This is a genomic window from Arthrobacter sp. P4_H3, assembly GCF_056400885.1.
In genome coordinates, this window is sequence record NZ_JBFUKK010000008.1 from 16,680 (window position 1) to 36,677 (window position 19,998).

18 protein-coding genes and 2 riboswitches are annotated in these 19,998 nt (G+C 66.0%); of the genes, 13 read left to right on the forward strand and 5 right to left on the reverse strand.

Annotated features, from left to right (window positions below; all coding sequences use genetic code 11):
• Positions 1-28: 28 nt before the first annotated feature.
• Positions 29-2,533, reverse strand: a complete 2,505-nt coding sequence (locus tag AC1DRE_RS12500) for a helicase-associated domain-containing protein (protein WP_476984939.1) — start codon at positions 2,531-2,533, stop codon at positions 29-31.
• A 10-nt stretch (positions 2,534-2,543) separates the two neighbouring features.
• Positions 2,544-2,777, reverse strand: a complete 234-nt coding sequence (locus AC1DRE_RS12505; RefSeq protein WP_476984940.1) for a hypothetical protein — start codon at positions 2,775-2,777, stop codon at positions 2,544-2,546.
• A 184-nt stretch (positions 2,778-2,961) separates the two neighbouring features.
• Here AC1DRE_RS12505 and AC1DRE_RS12510 point away from each other — a divergent pair, with 184 nt between their 5' ends.
• Genes AC1DRE_RS12510 through AC1DRE_RS12520 form a run of 3 tightly spaced genes read left to right on the forward strand, consistent with a single transcriptional unit; the run spans position 2,962 to position 5,374 of the window.
• Positions 2,962-3,345, forward strand: coding sequence for a cold-shock protein (locus tag AC1DRE_RS12510; protein ID WP_011690655.1), 384 nt, complete (start codon positions 2,962-2,964; stop codon positions 3,343-3,345).
• 8 nt (positions 3,346-3,353) lie between these two features.
• The gene (locus AC1DRE_RS12515) at positions 3,354-3,980 is read left to right on the forward strand and encodes a DUF3027 domain-containing protein (RefSeq protein WP_476984941.1); all 627 of its coding nucleotides are present in this window, start codon (positions 3,354-3,356) and stop codon (positions 3,978-3,980) included.
• 44 nt (positions 3,981-4,024) lie between these two features.
• The gene (locus AC1DRE_RS12520) at positions 4,025-5,374 is read left to right on the forward strand and encodes an MFS transporter (protein WP_476985063.1); all 1,350 of its coding nucleotides are present in this window, start codon (positions 4,025-4,027) and stop codon (positions 5,372-5,374) included.
• Positions 5,375-5,397: 23 nt separating this feature from the next.
• On the opposite strand, the gene serC is transcribed toward AC1DRE_RS12520, so the two are convergent.
• Positions 5,398-6,528: a phosphoserine transaminase gene (gene serC / locus AC1DRE_RS12525; RefSeq protein WP_476984942.1), complete on the reverse strand. Its 1,131-nt coding sequence runs from the start codon at positions 6,526-6,528 to the stop codon at positions 5,398-5,400.
• Positions 6,529-6,911: 383 nt separating this feature from the next.
• Here serC and AC1DRE_RS12530 point away from each other — a divergent pair, with 383 nt between their 5' ends.
• From AC1DRE_RS12530 to AC1DRE_RS12575, 10 genes are all read left to right on the forward strand, one after another.
• Positions 6,912-7,607 (forward strand): iron-dependent transcriptional repressor DtxR, encoded by a 696-nt coding sequence (locus AC1DRE_RS12530; RefSeq protein ID WP_104173688.1) that lies wholly within the window; start codon positions 6,912-6,914, stop codon positions 7,605-7,607.
• Between the two features lie 140 nt (positions 7,608-7,747).
• Positions 7,748-7,961: riboswitch (cyclic di-AMP (ydaO/yuaA leader) on the forward strand.
• Positions 7,962-7,964: 3 nt separating this feature from the next.
• Entirely contained in the window at positions 7,965-8,792 is an 828-nt protein-coding gene (locus AC1DRE_RS12535; RefSeq protein ID WP_476984943.1) for a M23 family metallopeptidase, read from the forward strand.
• Between the two features lie 130 nt (positions 8,793-8,922).
• Positions 8,923-9,100: riboswitch (cyclic di-AMP (ydaO/yuaA leader) on the forward strand.
• 70 nt (positions 9,101-9,170) lie between these two features.
• Positions 9,171-9,833, forward strand: a complete 663-nt coding sequence (locus AC1DRE_RS12540) for a C40 family peptidase (protein ID WP_476984944.1) — start codon at positions 9,171-9,173, stop codon at positions 9,831-9,833.
• A 138-nt stretch (positions 9,834-9,971) separates the two neighbouring features.
• A complete protein-coding gene (locus AC1DRE_RS12545) occupies positions 9,972-10,727 on the forward strand; it encodes an NlpC/P60 family protein (RefSeq protein WP_476984945.1) in 756 nt (251 codons plus the stop codon).
• 222 nt (positions 10,728-10,949) lie between these two features.
• The gene (locus AC1DRE_RS12550; protein ID WP_476984946.1) at positions 10,950-11,450 is read left to right on the forward strand and encodes an HNH endonuclease; all 501 of its coding nucleotides are present in this window, start codon (positions 10,950-10,952) and stop codon (positions 11,448-11,450) included.
• Between the two features lie 47 nt (positions 11,451-11,497).
• Positions 11,498-12,115: a molybdenum cofactor guanylyltransferase gene (gene mobA, locus AC1DRE_RS12555; protein WP_476984947.1), complete on the forward strand. Its 618-nt coding sequence runs from the start codon at positions 11,498-11,500 to the stop codon at positions 12,113-12,115.
• A gap of 61 nt (positions 12,116-12,176) precedes the next feature.
• Entirely contained in the window at positions 12,177-12,545 is a 369-nt protein-coding gene (locus tag AC1DRE_RS12560; protein WP_476984948.1) for a DUF6457 domain-containing protein, read from the forward strand.
• A complete protein-coding gene (locus AC1DRE_RS12565) occupies positions 12,542-14,059 on the forward strand; it encodes a molybdopterin molybdotransferase MoeA (RefSeq protein WP_476984949.1) in 1,518 nt (505 codons plus the stop codon). Before AC1DRE_RS12560 ends, AC1DRE_RS12565 begins: the two co-directional genes overlap by 4 nt.
• 71 nt (positions 14,060-14,130) lie before the next feature.
• Positions 14,131-15,003 carry a formate dehydrogenase accessory sulfurtransferase FdhD gene (gene fdhD, locus AC1DRE_RS12570; RefSeq protein ID WP_476984950.1) on the forward strand — a complete coding sequence of 291 codons (873 nt, stop codon included), beginning with the start codon at positions 14,131-14,133 and terminating at the stop codon, positions 15,001-15,003.
• Positions 15,004-15,177: 174 nt separating this feature from the next.
• Entirely contained in the window at positions 15,178-18,204 is a 3,027-nt protein-coding gene (locus AC1DRE_RS12575; protein ID WP_476984951.1) for an alpha-mannosidase, read from the forward strand.
• Between the two features lie 189 nt (positions 18,205-18,393).
• On the opposite strand, the gene AC1DRE_RS12580 is transcribed toward AC1DRE_RS12575, so the two are convergent.
• Entirely contained in the window at positions 18,394-19,128 is a 735-nt protein-coding gene (locus AC1DRE_RS12580) for a hypothetical protein (protein ID WP_476984952.1), read from the reverse strand.
• Positions 19,125-19,868: a hypothetical protein gene (locus AC1DRE_RS12585; protein ID WP_476984953.1), complete on the reverse strand. Its 744-nt coding sequence runs from the start codon at positions 19,866-19,868 to the stop codon at positions 19,125-19,127. The genes AC1DRE_RS12580 and AC1DRE_RS12585 overlap by 4 nt, the downstream gene beginning before the upstream one ends.
• Between the last annotated feature and the right edge of the window lie 130 nt (positions 19,869-19,998).

Here is a 19,998-nt window from a genome sequence, read left to right on the forward strand (position 1 = left end):
CGAAGGCTCCCGGTCGGGTGGATGCTGGTCACTGCTGGAATTCCTCTTCCGCCTCAATATCGATGATCCGGTGGATGGAGAGCACCCGCTCGGTTTCGCGGGCGGGGTCGAACACCCTGACCCGTCCTCCGCTCACAGAAACCGGAACAACCGTTTCGCGGCTGGAATTCCCCTGGCTGTCCACAACGTTCATCACCACGGACTGCCGGAGCCGGATGGCCTTCTGCAGGGTTTCGAGCCCGAGCTGCGTTGCTTCCTCACCAGTTGAACCCGCCGACGGGCGGTGGCTCCCGTTGCCGTTCCCGCTGTGGGGGCCCTTGTGGCTGCGGAGAATCACCAGCTGGGCGTCGACGTCGGCCTCCGGAGGCGCCGTCCGCGGCGCGCTGTACACCGGGCGCCCGCTGCCCGGAACGGCAGTGGTGCGGCGCAGCCGGACCAGCGCTGATTCCGGTTCCTCGACGGCCGGTGACAGTCCCAGGGCGCGCAATACCTGGGCGGTTTCCTTGGGCCCTGCGCGGGATATGAGGACTGTGGGCGCGATGCGTACCAGCCCCAGCCCGGACGCGCTGGATTCCTTGACTAGCTCCAGCAGGGCGTCCTCATCGTCGCTCTGGATAAAACTGGAGGCGCCGCCCACACGGAGCCTGCCGTGACGCGCCGCCGTGTCCTCCACGAGGTACTCAAGCGGCTGCGGCACCGCGGTGGCCGAATGCTCGCGCAGGAAGCCCAACAAACTGGCGGCATCGTGGCCGGCGTCGAGGGCGCGACGGATCGAGGCCACGGAGAAGCGGTAGATGGTGGCCGGGCCCTGGCCCTCGGCGTCGGCCATCATAAGGAGCTTTTCGCTCAGCTCAGGTGCCAGGTATCCCGGCGCCACAGCGGTAAGGTCGGCCTGCAGCAGGACGTGGTTGAGTGCGGCCGGCAGATGCTCTCCCAGGATGTCCAAAGCCTCATCCGGACGCTCGGCGGCTATGGCCGAGCCCAGCTGGCTGAGCGCACCCGACCCGATGAGGCCGAGCATTTCGGCTTCGGCGAGGACACCGCGGATCAGCGAACTAAATCGCCTGGCCATGCGGGGCTGGGTCCACTCCGCCCGTTGCAGCACCGCCGCGGCGTCAAGCACCGGGGCCTTGCCGTCCGCCTCGGCCGCCTCAAGCGTAAGTTCGTTCAGGATCTCCAGAATCCGCTTCCGGACCACCGGGGCGTCGGGCCGCTGGGCTTCAGCGGACAGTGCGTTGATGGTGGTGCCAGCCGCTGCACGATGCGGGGCAGGGCCCGCGCCGGGGCCGGTGATGGGCTGCCCCACCAGCGACGGGGCGCGCTCGCTGGCCAGCCAGGCGTTGACCAGCCACAGCCACTGCTCCTGCCGCGGCAGCGTAAGCCACTCCAGCTGCTCCGGCTGGACCCAGGCGGAGCTGTCAACGTCAAGCCGGACGAGCCCGGCGAGGGCGCAGAGCTCCACCAGCAGGCCGGCGTCGTGCAGTTCGATCCGGAGCGCGTCGGCCAGCCGCTTCATCTCGCGCACCCCGACGCCGCCGCTCCGCAATGTCACGAGCGGCTGCTCGCGCACGCAGTACAGGAGGTCGCCTGTCAGCCGGAGGGTTTCCGCGATGGCGCCCAAGGCGGCATTGCGCCGTAGTGCTGCCGTGGTCTGTCCAAGCCGGGGGACAGGGGGAGTCAGGGTGAAATCCTCGATCACGGCGCCGCCGCGGAGCGAGATGCCCACGCTGTGCGGCAACTCCACGTGCGCGGCGTCCAGCGGCACCAGGAGGCCCCTGGCCAGGAGCCAATCCACCGGGCCGACGTCGGAACCTTCGTTAAGGACTGAAGCGCGCCGTTGCGCCTGGGGGACCGCGCCCATGGCCCAGTTCCCGAAGCGTGCCAGGAGCCCGGTGGTCCGCTCCGGGGCCGTGGCGAGGATCCGGTTCAGCGCCTCCGGGGTGGCCGTCCAGTGCTGCAGCGACAGGGCGGCTTCCATGGGCGTTGTTGCGGGATGGATAGCGGCACCGCTGTGGTGCAGCTCGGCCACGAGTTGCACCACGCGCTGGGCGAAGGCCGGCTGCAGCCGGACCAGCTCGGTGTAGCTGCGGCCCAGCCCGGCCGGATAGATTCCCACGACGTCCCGAAGGCTTCCCACGGGAAGATAGAACCGCTGGCGGGGACCGGCAGGCAGTGCGACGCCGTGCGGAGGATCGGCACGGTGCACCAGGGCCAGTTCCTCAAGGGAATGCAGGATCCGTTCAATGGCGGAAAGCGACGCGCCATGGACCAGTTTCTTCAGCCCCGCAGCAGAAGCGCTGTGGGCAGTGTCCGTGTTGGTGCAAAGGTGAAGGGTCTCCAGGACCTGCATCTGCGGCCGGTTCAGCCGCTCCAGCGCCCGTTGCACACTGACGCGCGCGCTGGCCCGGGCTGCCAGGGCCGGGAAGTCCGGAACGTTCGGTGAGATGAGGTCCGGCCGCGCGGAGAACAAGGCCCGCAACGAGTCATCGCTGCGTGCCTCCAGTTCCTTGCTGAGCGCGCGAATAAGGGACATCAGTTCAACGTTACCGCCCGCCGGACTTTCCTGCCCGGCGCCGGGCGGCAACGCCGTCGATCACCAGGATAATCATCAGGAGGAATGCCAGCGGCAGGCCGTACAAGGCAAAGGACGTCACCCACACCGGGGCTGCGCTGCCGGCAAAGGCAATGGCCATGACGGCGCCCACGGCGGCCAGGGAAAAAACGGCAATGACCGCCGCAGCTATCATCAGTGGCCGCCGGTAGCGGGAGGGTGTCATGGAAGTAACGCTAACAGCCCGGCTGTGCCCGTGCCGCAAAGCGGGAAACCGGGTCCCGGCAGGATAACCTTGAAGATACAGACCAACATGGTCCAGGCAGTCATACCCTGAACCCGCATAACAATGCGGATGCGGTGGCCGCCGGCCGTGTCACAGGAAGTCCAGAACGAAGAAGGTTGATTACGTGCCTACCGGCAAGGTCAAGTGGTATGACAAGGAAAAAGGCTTCGGATTCCTCGCGGGCGAGGACGGCCAGGAAGTCTTCCTGCCCAAATCCGCCCTGCCCGAGGGCGTAACGGAGCTCAAGGCCGGCACCCGGGTGGAGTTTGGCGTGGCTGACGGACGCAAGGGAGCGCAGGCGCTCGGGTTGCGCGTGCTGGACAAGACGCCGTCCATCGCCAAGGCAAAGCGTCCCAGCGCCAAGGACCTGGCCCCCCTGGTCCAGGATCTGGTGACCGTGCTGGACAACCTGTCCGGAACGCTGTCCGCCGGAAAGTACCCGGAAGGCAACAAGGCCAAGGCGATTGCCGCCGCCCTCCGTAAGGTTGCCGACGAGCTGGACGCTTAGGCATCCGTATGACTTCCGAACCTGATCAGGGCGCCCCCAAACCGGCCGCAAGGCCCCGTGCCGGCGTCCCCGTATGGCGCACCGGCAAGCCGGATGCCGTGCTTGCTGCAGCCGCCGACTTCGCCCGGACTGCGGTTGAAGGCATCGCCCCGGCCTCGCAGATCGGACGGCACCTGGGTGCAAAGACCGAGGGGGACCGTGTTGTCACACATCTCTTTGAGTCCCTGCTGGCCGGGTACCAGGGGTGGCAGTGGTACGCGGTGCTCACACGCAACTCACGTTCCAAGGTCATCACGGTGAACGAACTCGGCCTGCTGCCCTCGGAGGATTCAATCCTTGCGCCGGAATGGGTGCCGTGGGCAGAACGGGTTCGCCCCGAGGATGCCCAGGACGATGAAATTGCGGACGCCGAAACTGCGGACGCCGGCGCAGCCGTCGACGGGATCGCCGTGGACGCTGCGGACGACGCCGCCGCAGACGATGCTGCCCCGGACCTGATGGGCGAGGCAACCGTTTTCGACGACGACGACGAGGCAACCGTTTCCGACAGCGGCGCGGAAGAGGAATCCGACGACCGCCACGACGCCGGCCACCCGGAATCAGACGCCGGCCAATCGCTCCGCGAGGCTGACTAGCCAGCTGAAATAGCGGGGACCAGGCAACACGGAGGCCGGCGATGATGTCCACCTTCAAGTCCCTGCATATCCTCAACTACCGGCTCTGGTTCGTTGGTGCCCTGATATCCAATATCGGGACCTGGATGCAGCGCACCGCCCAGGACTGGCTGGTTTTTGACCATCTGACAGACCATGACGCGGGGGCCATGGGCATCACCATGGCCCTGCAGCTGGGGCCGCAGCTCTTCCTGGCGCCCGTGGCCGGCCTGGTGGCGGACCGCTTCAACCGGCGGCACCTCCTTGTGCTGACCCAGTCCACCATGGCGTTGCTGAGCACCGGGCTGGGCCTGCTGGTGGTCCTCGGTGCCGGGCAGCTGTGGCATGTCTACGCTTTTGCCCTGCTCCTGGGCCTTGTGTCCGCCCTGGACGCACCGGTGCGGCAGACCTTCGTCTCCGAGCTGGTGCGGGACGACTACCTGCCCAACGCGGTGGCACTCAACAGCGCCTCCTTCAACGTCGCCAGGATGATCGGACCCGCGGTGGCCGGTGTGCTGACGGTGGCCGTCGGACCGGGATGGGTGTTCCTGATCAACACCACCACGTTCCTGGCACTCCTGTTCAGCCTGTGGAAGATTCCCGCTTCATCCCTGCGCCTCCTTCCCCGCGCAGCTCCCGGCAAGGGGAGGATCCGTGAAGGACTTCGTTACGTGCGGTTCCGCCCGGACATCGTGGTGGTCCTCGTGGCCGTCTTCATTGTGGGCACCCTCGGCCTGAACTTTGTCCTGTTCATCGCGGCCATGGTGGGTACGGAGTTCGGTTTGGACGCCGGTGCCTTCGGGCTGATGAACTCCATCATGGCCATCGGCTCCGTGGCCGGCGCGCTGCTGTCCGCCGGGCGAAGCAAGCCACGGCTGCGGATCATTTTCGGGGCAGCCGGCGCGTTCGGCGTCACGTCAGGGCTGGCGGCCCTGGCACCCAGCTACTTCTGGTTCGGCGTGGCCCTGGTGCCGGTGGGCCTCTGTGCCATCACGATGATGACCAGCGCAAACGGCTACGTGCAGACCACCACGGACCCGGTCATGCGCGGCCGGGTGATGGCCCTCTACATGGCCATCTTCATGGGCGGAACCCCCATTGGGGCGCCCCTGGTCGGCTGGGTGGCCAACGTTGCAGGGCCGCGCTGGTCCATGTCCGTGGCTGCGGTTTCCGGGCTGCTGGCCGCACTGATCGGAATGGTGTGGATCATCCGGGCAAAGCAGCTGAGGCTGGGCTTCAACCGACGTGCCCGGGGGATGCGGTATTTCCGACTGGTATCCGGCGCGTCCGGCCACACCGGTGAAGCGGAAAGACAAGAAGGCAAAGAAGAAGGCGCCGTCCGGGAGCAAAACCCGGACGACGCCGTCGAACGCTAACGGGGTCAGCGTCAGCTGATGCGTTACTTCCGCAGTTCGCCCACTACGTAGTCGATGCTGGACAGGAGGGCGGAGACGTCGTCCGGCTCGATCGCAACGAAGGTGGCGATGCGCAGCTGGTTGCGCCCCAGCTTGCGGTAAGGCTCCGTGTCCACAATCCCGTTGGCGCGGAGGACCTTGGCGATGGCCGCGGCATCAATCGAATCGTCGAAATCGATCGTGGCGATCACGTTTGAGCGGTCTTCGGCCTTGGTGACAAACGGCGTGGCGTACTCGGAGGCCTCGGCCCACGAGTAGATGCGTCCGGCTGAGTCCGCAGTGCGGGCAGCGGCAAAATCGAGGCCGCCGCTGGCGTTCAGCCACTGCACCTGCGCGTCCAGCGTCACCAGCGTAGCCAGCGCGGGGGTGTTGTACGTCTGGTTCAGGCGGGAGTTGTCAACGGCGGTCTGCAGGTCAAGGAAGTCCGGGATCCACCGGCCGCTTTCCTTGATCCTCGCTGCGCGCTCCAGCGCGGCGGGGGAGAAGAGACCCAGCCACAGGCCGCCGTCGGAGGCGAAGTTTTTCTGCGGCGCAAAGTAGTAAACGTCGGCTTCTGAGACATCCACGTCCAGGCCGCCTGCGGCGGACGTGGCATCCACCAGCACCAGCGATCCCTCATCCGCACCGGCAACCCGCTTGACCGGGGCAGCCACACCTGTGGACGTCTCGTTCTGCGGCCAGGCATACACGTCCACGCCCGCTTCTGCCTGGGCCGTGGGCCGCGTGCCGGGCTCGGCCTTGAGGATGGAGGAGGCGTCCAGGAACGGAGCCTTGTTCGTGGCGGAGGCGAACTTGGAGCCGAACTCGCCGAAGGAAAGGTGCTGTGCCTTGCTGTCCACCAGGCCGAACGCCGCGATGTCCCAGAACGCAGTGGAGCCACCCACGCCAAGAACAACCTCGTAGCCCTCCGGCGCGCGGAAAAATTCGCTGAGGCCGGTGCGGACCGATCCCACGAGGTTCTTCACCGGGGCCTGGCGGTGGGAGGTACCCAGCAACGTGGCAGACGCGGCGGACAGGGCCTCGATCTGCTCCGGGCGGACCTTTGAAGGCCCGGCGCCGAACCGTCCGTCCTTGGGCAGGAGGTTGGCGGGGATAGTGATGCTGGTGTCGCTCACGATGGCTCCAATTTTTTCGGCGTGGACGTGGGAGAGGCCCGGCAGTACACGGGTTCCTGCCGGGGGAATCCCCTATATTCTGCCTGACGTGCCTGCGGGGGACGGAACGGCACCCGTCATAGTCCAGTCACTGAGACATCCCGGCGGTCGGCGGACTTCCGTTGCGCCGGCTGTACGGCGGCGGATTATCCGGAGTAATTCAAAATAGGCTAGGCTTGACCTTGACGTACAGCGGGCCGCGACGCCGGCCGGGCTGATCCCCGGGGAGGGCTGTTCCCAAGGCTGATCGGTGGATGCAGATCCACTTGACGAGACCGACGGAGAACGCCTCCGCGCGGTACGGTGGGACTGACGCAAGGACTGTGCTCGAGGAGCTGAGCTGGATGACGGATCTGATCGACACCACGGAGATGTATCTTCGGACAATCTTGGAGCTTGAGGAAGAGAACATCGTGGCTCTCCGCGCCCGGATTGCCGAACGGCTGCGCCACTCAGGGCCCACCGTTTCGCAGACCATCGGCCGGATGGAGCGCGACGGGCTGGTGGTTGTTTCCGGCGACCGGCACCTTGAGCTCACCGAAACCGGCCGGAAACGGGCCACCGAAGTCATGCGCAAGCACAGGCTCGCGGAGCGGCTCCTGGCTGACGTCATCGGCCTTGACTGGGCGTATGTCCACGACGAAGCCTGCCGCTGGGAACATGTCATGAGCGAGCGCGTTGAACGGCGTATCTTCGAACTCCTGAACCACCCCACCGTTTCCCCCTACGGCAATCCCATTCCCGGCCTGGCGGCGCTTGGCGGCCAGCCTGCCCCCTTGTTCACCGACGGTGTGGTGAACCTGCTCGACGCCATGACCGGGTACGGGGCCGACTCGCGCATTACGGTCAGCCGCCTGGCCGAACCCATCCAGGTTGAACCGGAGCTGCTGGTCCAGCTGGATGAAGGCGGAATCCGGCCGGGGGCGACGCTCGCGCTGGAGCGGGTAGGGGAGTACATCTCGGTGCGCGTGCCTGAAATCGAAGGCGCCCTCGAGCTCCCGCCGGAAGTTGCGGCCCACGTGTTTGTTACCGTCAGCTAACCGCACGCATCATAGGACCACCTACAACTCACTGAGACGTAGATAACGGAATTATTACCGCGCTGATTAATCGCCTATAGTTGGGGACTAGCGCCGATACTAAAGCGTTACCTGATCCGAAGCCGAGCTCTGCCAGCGGATCAGCGTACGAATCACCTCCTGGCAGAGGCGGGGGAACCACAACCGGCCGTTGAAAGACGGCCTTGGGGTGAAGTCCGTCAGCGGCAAGTCATCTCCGACGAAGGAATCCTTAGGGATACCCCTGTGCCGGATGCCTTGCATTGGCGGACCGGGTCTTTGATCTCTCTGACCCGAATCCGACAGCTAACTCCGCAGGCTATCCAGAGAGGATAATTCTTGACCACGCAGACCGTCAGGGGCCGCCGCAGGGCGACTGGTCCCGCTTCGGAGTACCCCGTGGCCGAAGCCGTTATGACGGTCAGGCCACGCGATGCACATCGTGATGCGCGCCGGCGCCGGAGCCTGTTCAGCCAGGTCACGGAGTTCGCTTCCGCCAGCGGTGTGGGTCAGAAGGCCGGCATTGCCTTGGCCGCCACAGGGCTGGTCCTCACTGTGACCGTCCCGTCAACCGGACCCATGATGAGCACCGCGGACACAGGAAACACGTCAGCGGCCGCCGCATCCGTAGCGGCGCAGCCTGAGGTTTCCGCGGCTGCAGGCGCCAAAATCGACTTCAACCGGACCTATATCGCCACCAAGGGCGATCCCGACGGCAAGCTCAAGCAGCTGCTGAGCGCGCAGTCCGCCGGCACCATTACCCGTGCAGCGTCCACCGGAAGCCTCGGGGCACCGCTGGCGCAGATGGTTTCCGCATCCCCCTTCGGCTTTCGGGTCAGCCCGATCACCGGCGGCACCGGCGAATTCCACCGCGGGCAGGACTATGCGGCCCAGTGCGGCACAAGCGTTATGGCCGCGGCCAGCGGAACGGTGACGTTCTCCGGGTGGCACCCCTACGGCGGCGGAAACCGCGTGGTGATTGACCATGGCAACGGCCTGGAGACCACGTACAACCACTTGTCCTCGTCCAACGTCCAGGTAGGCCAGAAGGTCAGCCGTGGCGACGTTGTGGCCCTCAGCGGGACCACCGGCGCCTCCACCGGCTGCCACCTCCATTTTGAAGTGATGGTCAACGGCGAAGTCGTCGACCCCACCGGCTGGCTCTGATCCAAGCCGATGGAACACTCTCGGATTCCTGTGACATGCCGTGACCTGAATGTGACATTGACCGGGAATTCCTGTACCGTCTAAAGCACGCCAACTTTTCCGAAGTTGGCGCTCTTGAGTGGATTGCCTAACTCTGCCACCGCTCAAGGTCCGTTCGCATTACATCGTCTGGCAGAGGCGGGGGAACCAATTTTGGTCTTCGCAAGAAGACCTTGGGGTTAAGTCGCAAAGCTTCTCAGGAAGCCGAGTGGCCGGGTGACTCCCATCCGAATCCGACAGCTCACCTCGTAGGCATTGGGAGAGGCTACCTTCGTGTCTACACGTCACAATTCTGCGCGCCACCGTGCGCAAACGGTTCGTACGAACCCGTTGAACTCTGTGTCCAGGGCTGTTACTGCCAACGCCGGGACCGTAGGTCGTCAGGCGGCTGTCATCGCAGCCGCGTCCGGACTGATCCTCAGCGTTGGTATGCCGGCAAACGCCGCAGATACCAACCTGGGAGTGTCCGCTTCCACGGAGTCCGGCTCACAGTCGGCCCAGCTGGCCGTTACCGCGGAACCGACAGCGACTATTTCCTTCGAGCGTCCGGCAGTGACCACGAAGGCAGCGCCCAAGGTTGAAACCGTACGGGCTCAGTCGACCGGTTCAGATTCAACTGAGGCTGACGGAGAAGCGAAGGCCGGCAAGCTCGCCGACGCCGTTTCCTCCGCTGCCGCATCGGGCCTCGCCGCGATCGCCTACACCGGGATCGGCAGTGCCTACGTCTGGGGCGGCACCACCCCCAGCGGCTGGGACTGCTCAGGCTTCACCCAGTGGGTCTACGCCCAGGCCGGCATCAGCATCCCCCGCACCAACGCATGGAACGCCATGACGCCTACCGCCACCCCGGCGCCGGGCGACCTGGTCATGCAAAACGGCGGCGCCCACGTTGGCATCTACGTCGGCAACGGCATGATGATCAGCGCGCTGAACCCGTCGCAGGGCACCATCCTGCACGCCGTGTCCGCCACGGGCACGTCTGCGTACTACACGCTTCGCTAAAACACGCGCTTCCCTTCGCTGAAGCGCGCGTACTTCGCTAAAAACCCGTTCGGGCCGTTCCGGCTTACCCCCAAGATGCCGGAGCGTCCAAAAACCGCGGCCTGCCACGCAGTCTGAGGAAAACGAAAGAGAGAAATAATGACTACTCGTGCCATCGCACGGCACCGCGCCGAGGTTACCAAAACCAACTCGCTTGCTGTCATTGCCAAGGCCGTCGGCGACAACGCCGGTGGCATGGGCCGTCAGGCTGCGGTTATCGCTGCTGCTTCCGGTCTGGTCCTGACGAGCGGTATCGCAGCCAACGCTGCCGACACCAACGTTCAGCGCGAAGCAACCTCCGCTTCCACCCTGGAAGTTCAGTCTTCCGCTCCGGCCAACATCTCGGCCGCTTCCAGCATCGCCATCGCCTTCGAGAAGCCGGCTGTTTCCACCTCCCCGGCTCCGGTCGTTGAGGCTCCGAAGCCGGTCGTCGAGGTTCAGGAAGCTGCTCCCGAGGCCGCTCCCGCAGCCGTTGCGGCAACCGTGTCCGCCCCGGCGGCCCCCGCAGCTCCCGCCGCTGCCAGCGGAAACGGTGCCTCCATTGCAGCAGCCGCTTACGCCCAGCTCGGTGTTTCCCAGGACTGCACCGCCCTGGCCACGAACGCGCTTGCTGCTGTGGGCATCAACTACCACGGCTGGCCGGCAGGTTACCTGTCCCTGGGCCGCACCGTGAGTGCAGCCGAGGCACAGCCGGGCGACCTCGCCTACTACGAAAACGGTGGCATGGGCATGGCCCACATCGCTGTATACGTCGGTAACGGCCAGGCCGTGCACGGTGGCTGGAACGGTGGAACCACGTCCCTGTTCAGCGTCAACGTCGGCTCCGGCCCGGTCTTCATCCGCGTTGGCGGCTAAAGCCTCCGGTTAGCGATTTCCAGAAGAACCCCTGCCATTGGCAGGGGTTCTTCTGCGTTTCCGGCAGGTGAATTTTTACCGACACGCAGCGTGTGGTAAAGGCACGATTCGGTGATCGGGCACTTGAGTGTTTACTCTTGTGTTGTCGATCCATAGCCCGGACAAGCAGAGGGCAGCCGGCCCTCGAGCCCCTGACGGGTGCGGCCGTGAAGAGGTATGTGCATGCGCACTCTCGTTCTTAATGCTGGATATGAACCGCTGGCGGTTGTGACCTTCCGCCGGGCGCTGGTTCTTGTGCTGACCGGAAAAGCAAGCGTGGTGGCCGAAGGCGACGATCCTGTCGTTGGGCCGCAGGAGATCCTGGGCCGCCCGTCCGTGATTCTCCTGAACCGCTACATCCGGCCCCGGTACAACACAATCACGGCTGTGAGCCGCCGGGGCGTGCTGCGCCGTGACGGACACCGCTGCGCCTATTGCGGTAAGGCAGCACACACCATTGATCACATCCACCCGAAATCGCGGGGCGGTGCGGACTCCTGGGAAAACCTGGTGGCCGCCTGCCTGCGGTGCAACAACGTTAAGGGTGACCACACGCCGGCCGAGATGGGCTGGAAGCTCCGGTTCGTACCGGCGCCTCCGCACGGCACCATCTGGCAGATCAAGGAGCTGGAGAAGCCCACGCCAGCGTGGGACCCGTTCCTCCTGCCCGAATCCGCCGCCTGAGGCGTCACGTCTGCGCCGGGCCACGGGTCCGGGGCTAGGCTTGCCATGTGGAGTTTGATGCCTTGATTCTGGCCGGCGGGCGGTCCTCGCGCCTGGGCGGCGTGCCCAAGTCCCAGCTCGTGTACGACGGCGCCACCCTCCTGGCGCTGTCGCTGGCAGCATCCGCCGGTGCGGGCGCCACGGTAGTGGTTGGACCTGACCCGGGCGCGTTGCCACCCGGCGTTCTGACATGCCGCGAGGAGCCGGTGTTCGCGGGACCTGCTGCGGCGATCGCTGCAGGTTTGGCGTCCCTTGACCGCTCGCGAGGCCCCCTCCGGGCAGCGTTGACGCTGATCCTGGCCTGCGACATGCCCAAAGCGGACCAGGCCGTGGCCGCCCTGCGGGCCGCCCTTGCCAATGAAAGCCGGGATGTCACCGAATCCGAGGGAATCATGGCCGTTTCTCCGGATGGACGCAAACAGCCGCTTGCCGGCTTTTATGGCACAGCTGCGCTAGAACGTGCGGTGGACGAAATGGAGAAGGGCGGGGGGCTCACAGGGGCATCAGTCTTCTCCCTCCTTGCTAGGCTTGACGTGCGGGCTGTCACTGTCCCTGCCGGCGCCACGGATGACGTGGACACGTGGGACGATGCCACCGCGTTAGGGGTGTCCCGCCAGGGGTCATGATCCACCGATGGTGGGAGACCGTGCAGTGGCACCGCAACTGAATTTGAGTTTGGAGGCAACAGTGAAAAGCCAGGACGAAACGCTGGAGGACTGGTGCCGGGCCCTGCTGCAAGCCTTCGAGCTGGAGGACGTCGAGGTGGACGTCAATGAAGTGCTTGCGCTGGCCGGCGTCGCGGCCCATTCGGTGGTGCGGCCGGCGGCGCCGCTGACCACTTTCATCGCTGGCTTCGCGGCGGGTATGGCGTCGGGCTCGGGGCAGGCGCCGGACGCGGTCTCAATGCAGGCGGCCCTGGGAGTGGCACGGGCGCTGGCAATGGATTACGCAGCGGCCGATTCCACAGCTGGCCCGGCTGATCCGGTCGGCTCCGGTGCGGTGCGGACCGACGCTGCGCCCGGACCGTCGGTCAGCACTGGGAACACCGGCGCATGACGGCTGCGCCGCCGGACGGCGGTGACGCCGCCAGCGACGTGCCCGAACGCGGCGAAACCGAAGATTCAGCAGAACCACGCCCTGGCGGAGGGGCCCGGGGGTCCTCCGCCGAACCCGGAGCGGGGGACGCCGCTGCCGCGGCAGCCGGGTCCGCCGATACCGGGCACAGCCATTTGGCACACACCTGGCAGGAGGCCCGGCAGGCGTCCTTCGATTGCGCAACTCCCATTCCGCCCGGGTTGGTGCCGCTCAGGACCGCACTGGGCCGAACACTCGCGGCCGATATTACGGCGCTCCAGGACATGCCGCACTACGCGTCGTCCGCCATGGACGGCTGGGCAGTCAATGGCACGGGGCCCTGGATCCTGGCGGACCCCGGACATCGGCTCGCACCCCACCAGGCCAGCCCCATCGTCACCGGCGGCCTGATTCCGCCCGGGGCGAAGGCTGTTCTTCGCAGCGAGAGCGGCACGATAACCACGGACGACGAAGGGCTCCCGGTCCTGGCCCTCGGCGGGGCCGCACGGCCCGGTGAACCGAAGAACGGCGAGCACATCCGGAAGGCGGGCGAGGAGGCGGCCGCCGGGGACATCCTGGTCAAAAGCGGCACGGTCCTGAACCCGGCCCACCTTGCGCTTGCGGCGCTGGCCGGCCACGACGCCCTGCGGGTCCAGGGGAAACCCGTGGTGAAGCTCCTGCTGACAGGATCGGAGGTGGTCACCGCAGGCCTGCCCGCGCCGGGCAAGGTCCGTGATACTTTCGGCCCGCAGCTTGGGGCTGTGGTTGAAATGCTTGGTGGCATCAGCGCCGGGCAGGAGAAGATCGGCGACAACTATGACGCATGGCTTGCCGCCCTGGAAGACACCGGGCCGGATGACGGGTCAGTGCTCCGGCAGGAAACAGGGGAGCCGGCCGCGGAAGAGGCGCCAGCCGACGTCGTCATCACCACTGGCGGAACCGGCCGTTCCGGGACGGACCACCTCCGCCGGGCTGTCGCGGAACTCGGCGGCCGCCTGCTGATCGACGGCATCGCCATGCGTCCCGGGCACCCGGCGGTCCTCGCCGAGCTGCCGGACGGCCGCTTCATCCTTGGGCTGCCCGGTAATCCCCTTGCCGCGATGATGGCGCTCTGCACGGTTGGTGCGCCGCTGTTGGCTGCGTTGGGCCACGGGACACTGCCGCCGATCCGTGAAGTGCCTTGCGGAACGATGATCGACCCGGATCCGGGACGGACGAGGCTGATGCCGTTCAGGCTCCTGTACGGCATGGCATCCCCGGCCCAGCACACCGGTCCCGGCATGATGCGCGGCCTTGCGGCGGCGGACGGCGTCCTGGTGGTTCCGCCGCACGGCGTTCAGCTGGGGGAGGCGGTGCCCGCCTTCGCCTTGCCCTGGGGTGCGCCGATCCAGCAGGCGGAACCTGCGGCCGCGAAGCCCAAGACTGCTCCACGCAAGGCTTCCCGGAAGCCCGCGGCTTCGGACGGTCCCGTGGACTGGAGCGCCCTGCTGGGCTAAATCGGTCCCCGCTGGTGAAGGCGGTCCGGGCTTGCAATGATGGTCATATCCCGCACTGTTAGGAGCACATCGTGGCCCGCATGACGCAACGCCGCAAGATCCACAGGTTTGTCCTGGACGGTTCCCCCCAGTCCCGTGAATTTCCCGTGCGGCACCGGGAAGACGTGCTGGCGGTGGAGGAGCCGCTGGAAATACGGTTGGGGTCCCTTCCCTTTACCGTAACCATGCGGACGCCCGGAGACGATTTTGACCTTGTGGCCGGATTCCTGGTGTCCGAGGGCATCATCTGGGCCCCCGAGCAGCTCGTCTCGCTGCGGTTTTGCGCCGGCGAGGACGAGAACGGCGTGCAGACCTTCAACGTTGTGGAAGCCCAGCTGCGGCCCGACGTCGTCCTGCCCGACAGGGGACGGAACATCTTCACCTCAAGCTCGTGCGGCATCTGCGGCACCGACTCCATCGACGCCGTCCGCAAGTCGTCGCATTTCAGCCCCGCAGCGGATCCGCTGACTGTCCCTGTGCAGACGCTGTCCGGGCTGCCGGACAAACTCCGCGCAGCACAGGCCGTCTTCGACGCTACGGGAGGTGTCCACGCCGCCGGTCTCTTCCGGATCACGGACGACGGCGGCACTGAGCTGTTGTGCCTGCGTGAGGACGTGGGGCGCCACAACGCCGTGGACAAAGTGGTTGGCTGGGCGCTGCGCGAACGGCTGCTGCCGCTGGCGGGCACGGTCTTGCAGGTCTCCGGGAGGGCCTCATTCGAACTCGTGCAGAAGGCTGCCCTCGCCGGCATCCCGGTGCTGGCCGCTGTCAGTGCACCTTCCAGCCTGGCCGTGGAGTTGGCGGAAGCCAGCGGCATGACGCTGGCAGGATTCAGCAGGAGCACCACGCTCAATGTCTATGCCGGACAACACCGGATTACGGCTCCCGCGCCGGTGCCCGGATAGGCAAAGAGCTTGGAATAACGGACTGGGCGCAGTAGATTTTATCCATCGATTGGACGCGCCGATCCGCTCCTTCGGCCGAGTTCCGGGGTGTGCGCATAAGCTGAACCCAGCGGGCAGGCACGTACCGCGGATCAGCTGTCAGCTCCCAGGCCACAGGCATTAAAGAGGACCACATTGCACGACGACCGACGCATCACGGAAGTCCGTCTCGACCGCTTCATGCGCGAACGCGTGGACACTGCGGTGTATACCCGCAGCGTCCCGTTGAACCTCAGCAGCTGGGACGTTCCGGACGAGCCAGTTTCCGTCATGGAAGCCCTCCACCAAGACTTCACCCCGCTGGACCACGAGTCGCCGTGGGGCCGCCCGTGGAGCACCAAATGGATGAGGCTGCAGGGCGAGGTGCCGGACTCATGGGGAACTGCTCCTGACACCACGGTGGAGATCGTCGTGGACCTCGGATTCAGCCTGGAGGCCCCCGGCTTCCAGTGCGAGGGAATTGCGTGGCGGCCGGACGGAACCATCATCAAGGCCATCTCACCGCGGAACCAGTACATACCGCTGAAACTCCTGGGCAGCGGCATGGCAGTGGACTTCTACGTCGAGGCCGCCGCCAATCCCGACGTCGCGCAGGGCTGGACCTTCGCAGCCATGCCCTACGGCGACAAGGCGACCGCCGGGCAGGACCCCAAATACCGGCTTGGCACCATCGCGATCGCCGAACTCAACCAGACCGTCTGGGCGCTGCAGCAGGATGTCTGGACCCTGAGCGGCCTCATGCACGAGCTCCCCATGGAACTGCCGCGCCGGCACGAGATCCTCCGCGCCCTGGAACGGATGCTGGACATCATGGATCCGGACGACGTTCCCGGCACCGCCGCGGCGGGCCGTACAGCCCTGGCCGATGTGCTGTCCCGCCCGGCCTACGCCTCGGCCCATCAGCTGGTTGCCACGGGCCACGCCCACATCGACTCCGCCTGGCTATGGCCGGTCCGGGAAACCATCCGCAAGTGTGCCCGCACGTTTTCCAACGTCGTCGCCCTGATGGATGAGTCTCCTGACTTCGTTTTCTCCTGTTCGTCCGCGCAGCAGCTGGCCTGGATGAAGGAGTTCTACCCTGAACTCTTCGGCCGTATCCGCGAGAAGGTCAAGGCCGGCCAATTCGTGCCGGTGGGCGGCATGTGGGTGGAATCGGACACCAACATGCCAGGCGGCGAGGCCATGGCCCGGCAGTTTATCGAAGGGAAGAAGTTCTTCCTGGATGAATTTGGCGTGGATTGCCAGGAAGCCTGGCTGCCTGATTCCTTTGGATACTCAGGTGCGCTGCCCCAGATCGTCAAGGCGGCCGGCAGCAAGTGGTTCCTGACCCAGAAGATCTCCTGGAACCAAGTCAACAGGATGCCGCACCACACCTTCAACTGGGAAGGGATCGACGGCACCCGGCTGTTCACCCACTTCCCGCCCGTTGACACCTACAACTCGGAACTGAGCGGCCGCGAACTGGCGCACGCCGAACGGAACTACCGGGACCATGGCCGTGGCACTGTCTCGCTGGTCCCGTTCGGTTATGGCGACGGCGGCGGCGGACCAACCCGGGAAATGATCGCCGCAGCCCACCGCACGGCCGACCTCGAAGGCTCCCCGAAGGTGCGGATCGGCACTGCCGCCAACTTCTTCACGCAGGCGCAGGCTGAATACACGTCCCTGCCCGTGTGGGTGGGGGAGATGTACCTGGAACTGCACCGCGGAACGTACACCAGCCAGGCAAAAACCAAACTGGGCAACCGCCGCAGCGAACACCTCCTCCGGGAAGCCGAACTGTGGTGCGCCACGGCCTCCGTCCGCACCGCGGGCGGGTTCGCCTACCCGGCGGCCGAACTGAAACGCCTGTGGCAGCTGGTCCTGCTCCAGCAGTTCCATGACATCCTGCCCGGGAGTTCGATCGCGTGGGTCCACCAGGACGCCGAGCGGAACTATGCGGCTGTCGCGGATGCGCTTGAGGCCATCATCGCCGGCGCCGCGCGCGCCGTGCTCGGTGAAGGCACCACTGCGTTCCTGCTCAACGCAGCGCCGCACGAACGCAGTGGTGTTCCCGCCCTGGCCGCCGCCGAACCCGTCCGGAGCGACCACCCGGTGACGGTGACCGAATCCGGCGGGGGCTACATCCTGGACAACGGCATGATCAGGGCCGTGCTGGACGCCAACGGACTCCTGACCTCGCTGCTCGACCACGCGAGCGGCCGCGAAGCGATTGCCCCGGGCCAGTTCGGGAACCATCTGGAACTCCACCGCGATACGCCCAACGAATGGGACGCGTGGGACATTGACGAGTTCTACCGCCGGAACGTCACCTCACTGACCGAAGCGCGCTCGGTGACCCTGGAACGGGGCGGCTGGGACGCCGTCGTGGTGGTGGAACGGCTGGCCGGATCGTCAGCCATCACCCAGCGGATATCGCTGGAGGCCGGCTCCGGATCACTGAGCATCCTGACCGCCGTGGACTGGCAGGAGCGGGAAAAGCTGCTCAAGATCGGCTTCCCGCTGGACGTCCGGGCGGACCGCTCAGCGTCGGAGACCCAGTTCGGTCATGTGTTCCGGCCCACCCACACCAACACGTCCTGGGAGGCGGCGAAGTTCGAAATCTGCGCCCACCGCTGGATCCACGTGGCGGAGCCGGGCTATGGCGTGGCGGTGTCCAACGCCTCCAGTTACGGCCACGACGTCACCCGCAGCGTGAGGGACGACGGCGGCACCACCACCACGGTGCGCACGTCGCTGCTGCGCGCCCCCAAGTACCCGGATCCAGGTGCGGACCGTGGCCGGCACGAACTCATGGTGACCATCAGGCCCGGGGCGGCCATCGCCGATGCCGTGGAAGAGGGCTACCGGACCAACCTTGCACCGCGCATCGTGAAGGGCGACCACGCCGTCAGCCCCCTGTTCACGGTGTTCAACCAGGGAATCGTGGTCGAGGCGGTGAAGCTGGCGGAAGACGGCTCCGGTGACGTCATCGTGCGTCTCTACGAGTCCCTGGGGGAGCGGTCCGAGGGAATGGTGACGGCCAACTTCGACACGAAGGGCGTCCATGCCGTGGATCTGCTGGAGCGTCCCATCGCGGGCCAGGGCGTGACGGCGGGCCTGGATTCCGCGAAACTGACGCTCCGGCCGTTCCAGCTTGTGACGCTCCGATTCACCCGCTGAGGCGCAACAGCCGTTAAACAGGCTGAGTGGGGGCGGTCCCCAACGGCCCGCCACCACTCATCCCCCCAATTGTGTTCAGCGGCCCGCCCGGCGTCGAACGGATTGTCCCCATTCCCGGCGCAAAGCAGAAGCCACTTTCACACATTCATGATTCTCTCACGTTCTAATGATTTTGTGAAAGCCCTAAGTCTACTTTGCGGTAGATGACTTTTGCGGGGCGGCTTGCGTTGCCCGGACCCTGGCCATCCAGAAGGCGGCGAGGCCCACCACGAAGCACAGCGCGGCTCCGTAATTGATGATGAACTTCAGGGGAGTCAACTGTGCCGGGAAGAAGGGAAACAGCAGGCTCACGGTCAGGCAGACACCGCCAATGGCCAGCAGGAGGGCACCCGCCCGCACCAGCCCTGGCAGCCGGCTGCCAACCGCCTTCACCATGGCGGGGAGAAGCACAAGGGAAACGTAGGCCGGGTAGGCCCGTCCGGCTGCACCGTAATACTCCACCAGGTGGGCATTGCGGGTGCTGCGCTCGTACACCGCACTTAGCCCCGCCGACGAGCTAAACGAATCCATCATGGCGAAAAAGACGACCATGACGGCAGATATGAGGCCAAACACCAGCAGTCCAGGCCTCCCGACCAGCCAGCGCCTCTGTTTGTCGGCGCCGAAGGCATTAACGCAACGCAGCCCAATGAAAAAGATGACGGCGAAGAGGACGAAGCGCAGTATGAGGTTGGCGACGTTGATGCCGCCGAGCAGGCCGTCGATGGCTACATACGGGCCGTCAATGCTCAGGAGGATTGCGAGTGTGGCCAGCACGAAGATGTAAAAGAGTGACCTGTTCTCACCCCTGACCGCACTTGGAATTCGCGCCACGGCAGCGGCGCAGCAGACGGCCAGGGTGGACCATTGCAGGATCTCGATCATCCGAGGTTCTCCCAGATCGTTTTGGTTTGTTGGTGGTCTTGTTCCTGGCGCTTGAGGGTCTTCCCCAGGGCCTGCAGCCGCTCGCCGGCCAGGGCGGCGAGCTCGCCGTCGGACAGGGCGTCCAGTGCTGCCTGCCGTGCGCCGGGCGGCCAGCCGGCCTCGGACTCGGTAATCATCCCCGTGGCCACCAGCCCGCCCGTCAGCCCGACACCGGCTGCCCTGGACGTGGCGATGGCCAGCTCCGGGGTCAGCCGGTTGGCGGTCAGCTGCGCGGAGTAATTCTGGGGGGCGATCCCGGTGGCGGCGGAAACCCGGTGCCGGAGTTCGCCGTCGTCGACTGCGTCTACCCAGTTCTTCACGGAGGTCGCATGCGGCGCGGGTGTGAGCCGCGGCGCAGGCGGCTTGTCAGCGTCGCCGCCGGCCGCTGCACCGGCGGAGCGGGCAATGACCGCACTCAGGAGGTCCATGGTGGCGATCTGGCTGACCAGTTCCGCGGCAGTGGGCAGCACGGGGCTTCCGGCAAGCTCGCTGTAACTCGCGAAGGTGGCCAACGCCGCCACCGGGTTGATATTGAAGGCACGGCTGATGCTGACAACGGTGCTTTCCGCCACCTTCCCGCGGACCAGCTGCTGCGCCAGGGTGGTCCGCTTGACTCCGGAGATCCTGCAGATATCGGCGGTGCTCGCCTGGGGCGCTATTCCGTGAAGCCAGCGTTGGAACGCCTTGGCGGGGAGTGGCATGGATGGCTTCCTGCGGGGTGGGGCGGTTGGAGTAGCGACAGTCGATTTTACGGCGGGGGGTATATGAACTATGCTAGATGGTCGAACCCGTTGGTCCGTACACCCCCCAAGTCCGGACCAGCGGGTTCTT

Bases quoted from the DNA above. Each gene is read 5' to 3' on its own strand.
- AC1DRE_RS12565 (WP_476984949.1), top strand. From the start codon at position 12,542: ATGACGGCTGCGCCGCCGGACGGCGGTGACGCCGCCAGCGACGTGCCC.
- AC1DRE_RS12530 (WP_104173688.1), top strand. From the start codon at position 6,912: ATGACGGATCTGATCGACACCACGGAGATGTATCTTCGGACAATCTTG.
- AC1DRE_RS12515 (WP_476984941.1), top strand. From the start codon at position 3,354: ATGACTTCCGAACCTGATCAGGGCGCCCCCAAACCGGCCGCAAGGCCC.
- AC1DRE_RS12500 (WP_476984939.1), bottom strand. From the start codon at position 2,533: ATGTCCCTTATTCGCGCGCTCAGCAAGGAACTGGAGGCACGCAGCGAT.
- AC1DRE_RS12550 (WP_476984946.1), top strand. From the start codon at position 10,950: ATGCGCACTCTCGTTCTTAATGCTGGATATGAACCGCTGGCGGTTGTG.
- AC1DRE_RS12585 (WP_476984953.1), bottom strand. From the start codon at position 19,868: ATGCCACTCCCCGCCAAGGCGTTCCAACGCTGGCTTCACGGAATAGCG.
- AC1DRE_RS12580 (WP_476984952.1), bottom strand. From the start codon at position 19,128: ATGATCGAGATCCTGCAATGGTCCACCCTGGCCGTCTGCTGCGCCGCT.
- AC1DRE_RS12545 (WP_476984945.1), top strand. From the start codon at position 9,972: ATGACTACTCGTGCCATCGCACGGCACCGCGCCGAGGTTACCAAAACC.
- AC1DRE_RS12505 (WP_476984940.1), bottom strand. From the start codon at position 2,777: ATGACACCCTCCCGCTACCGGCGGCCACTGATGATAGCTGCGGCGGTC.
- AC1DRE_RS12520 (WP_476985063.1), top strand. From the start codon at position 4,025: ATGTCCACCTTCAAGTCCCTGCATATCCTCAACTACCGGCTCTGGTTC.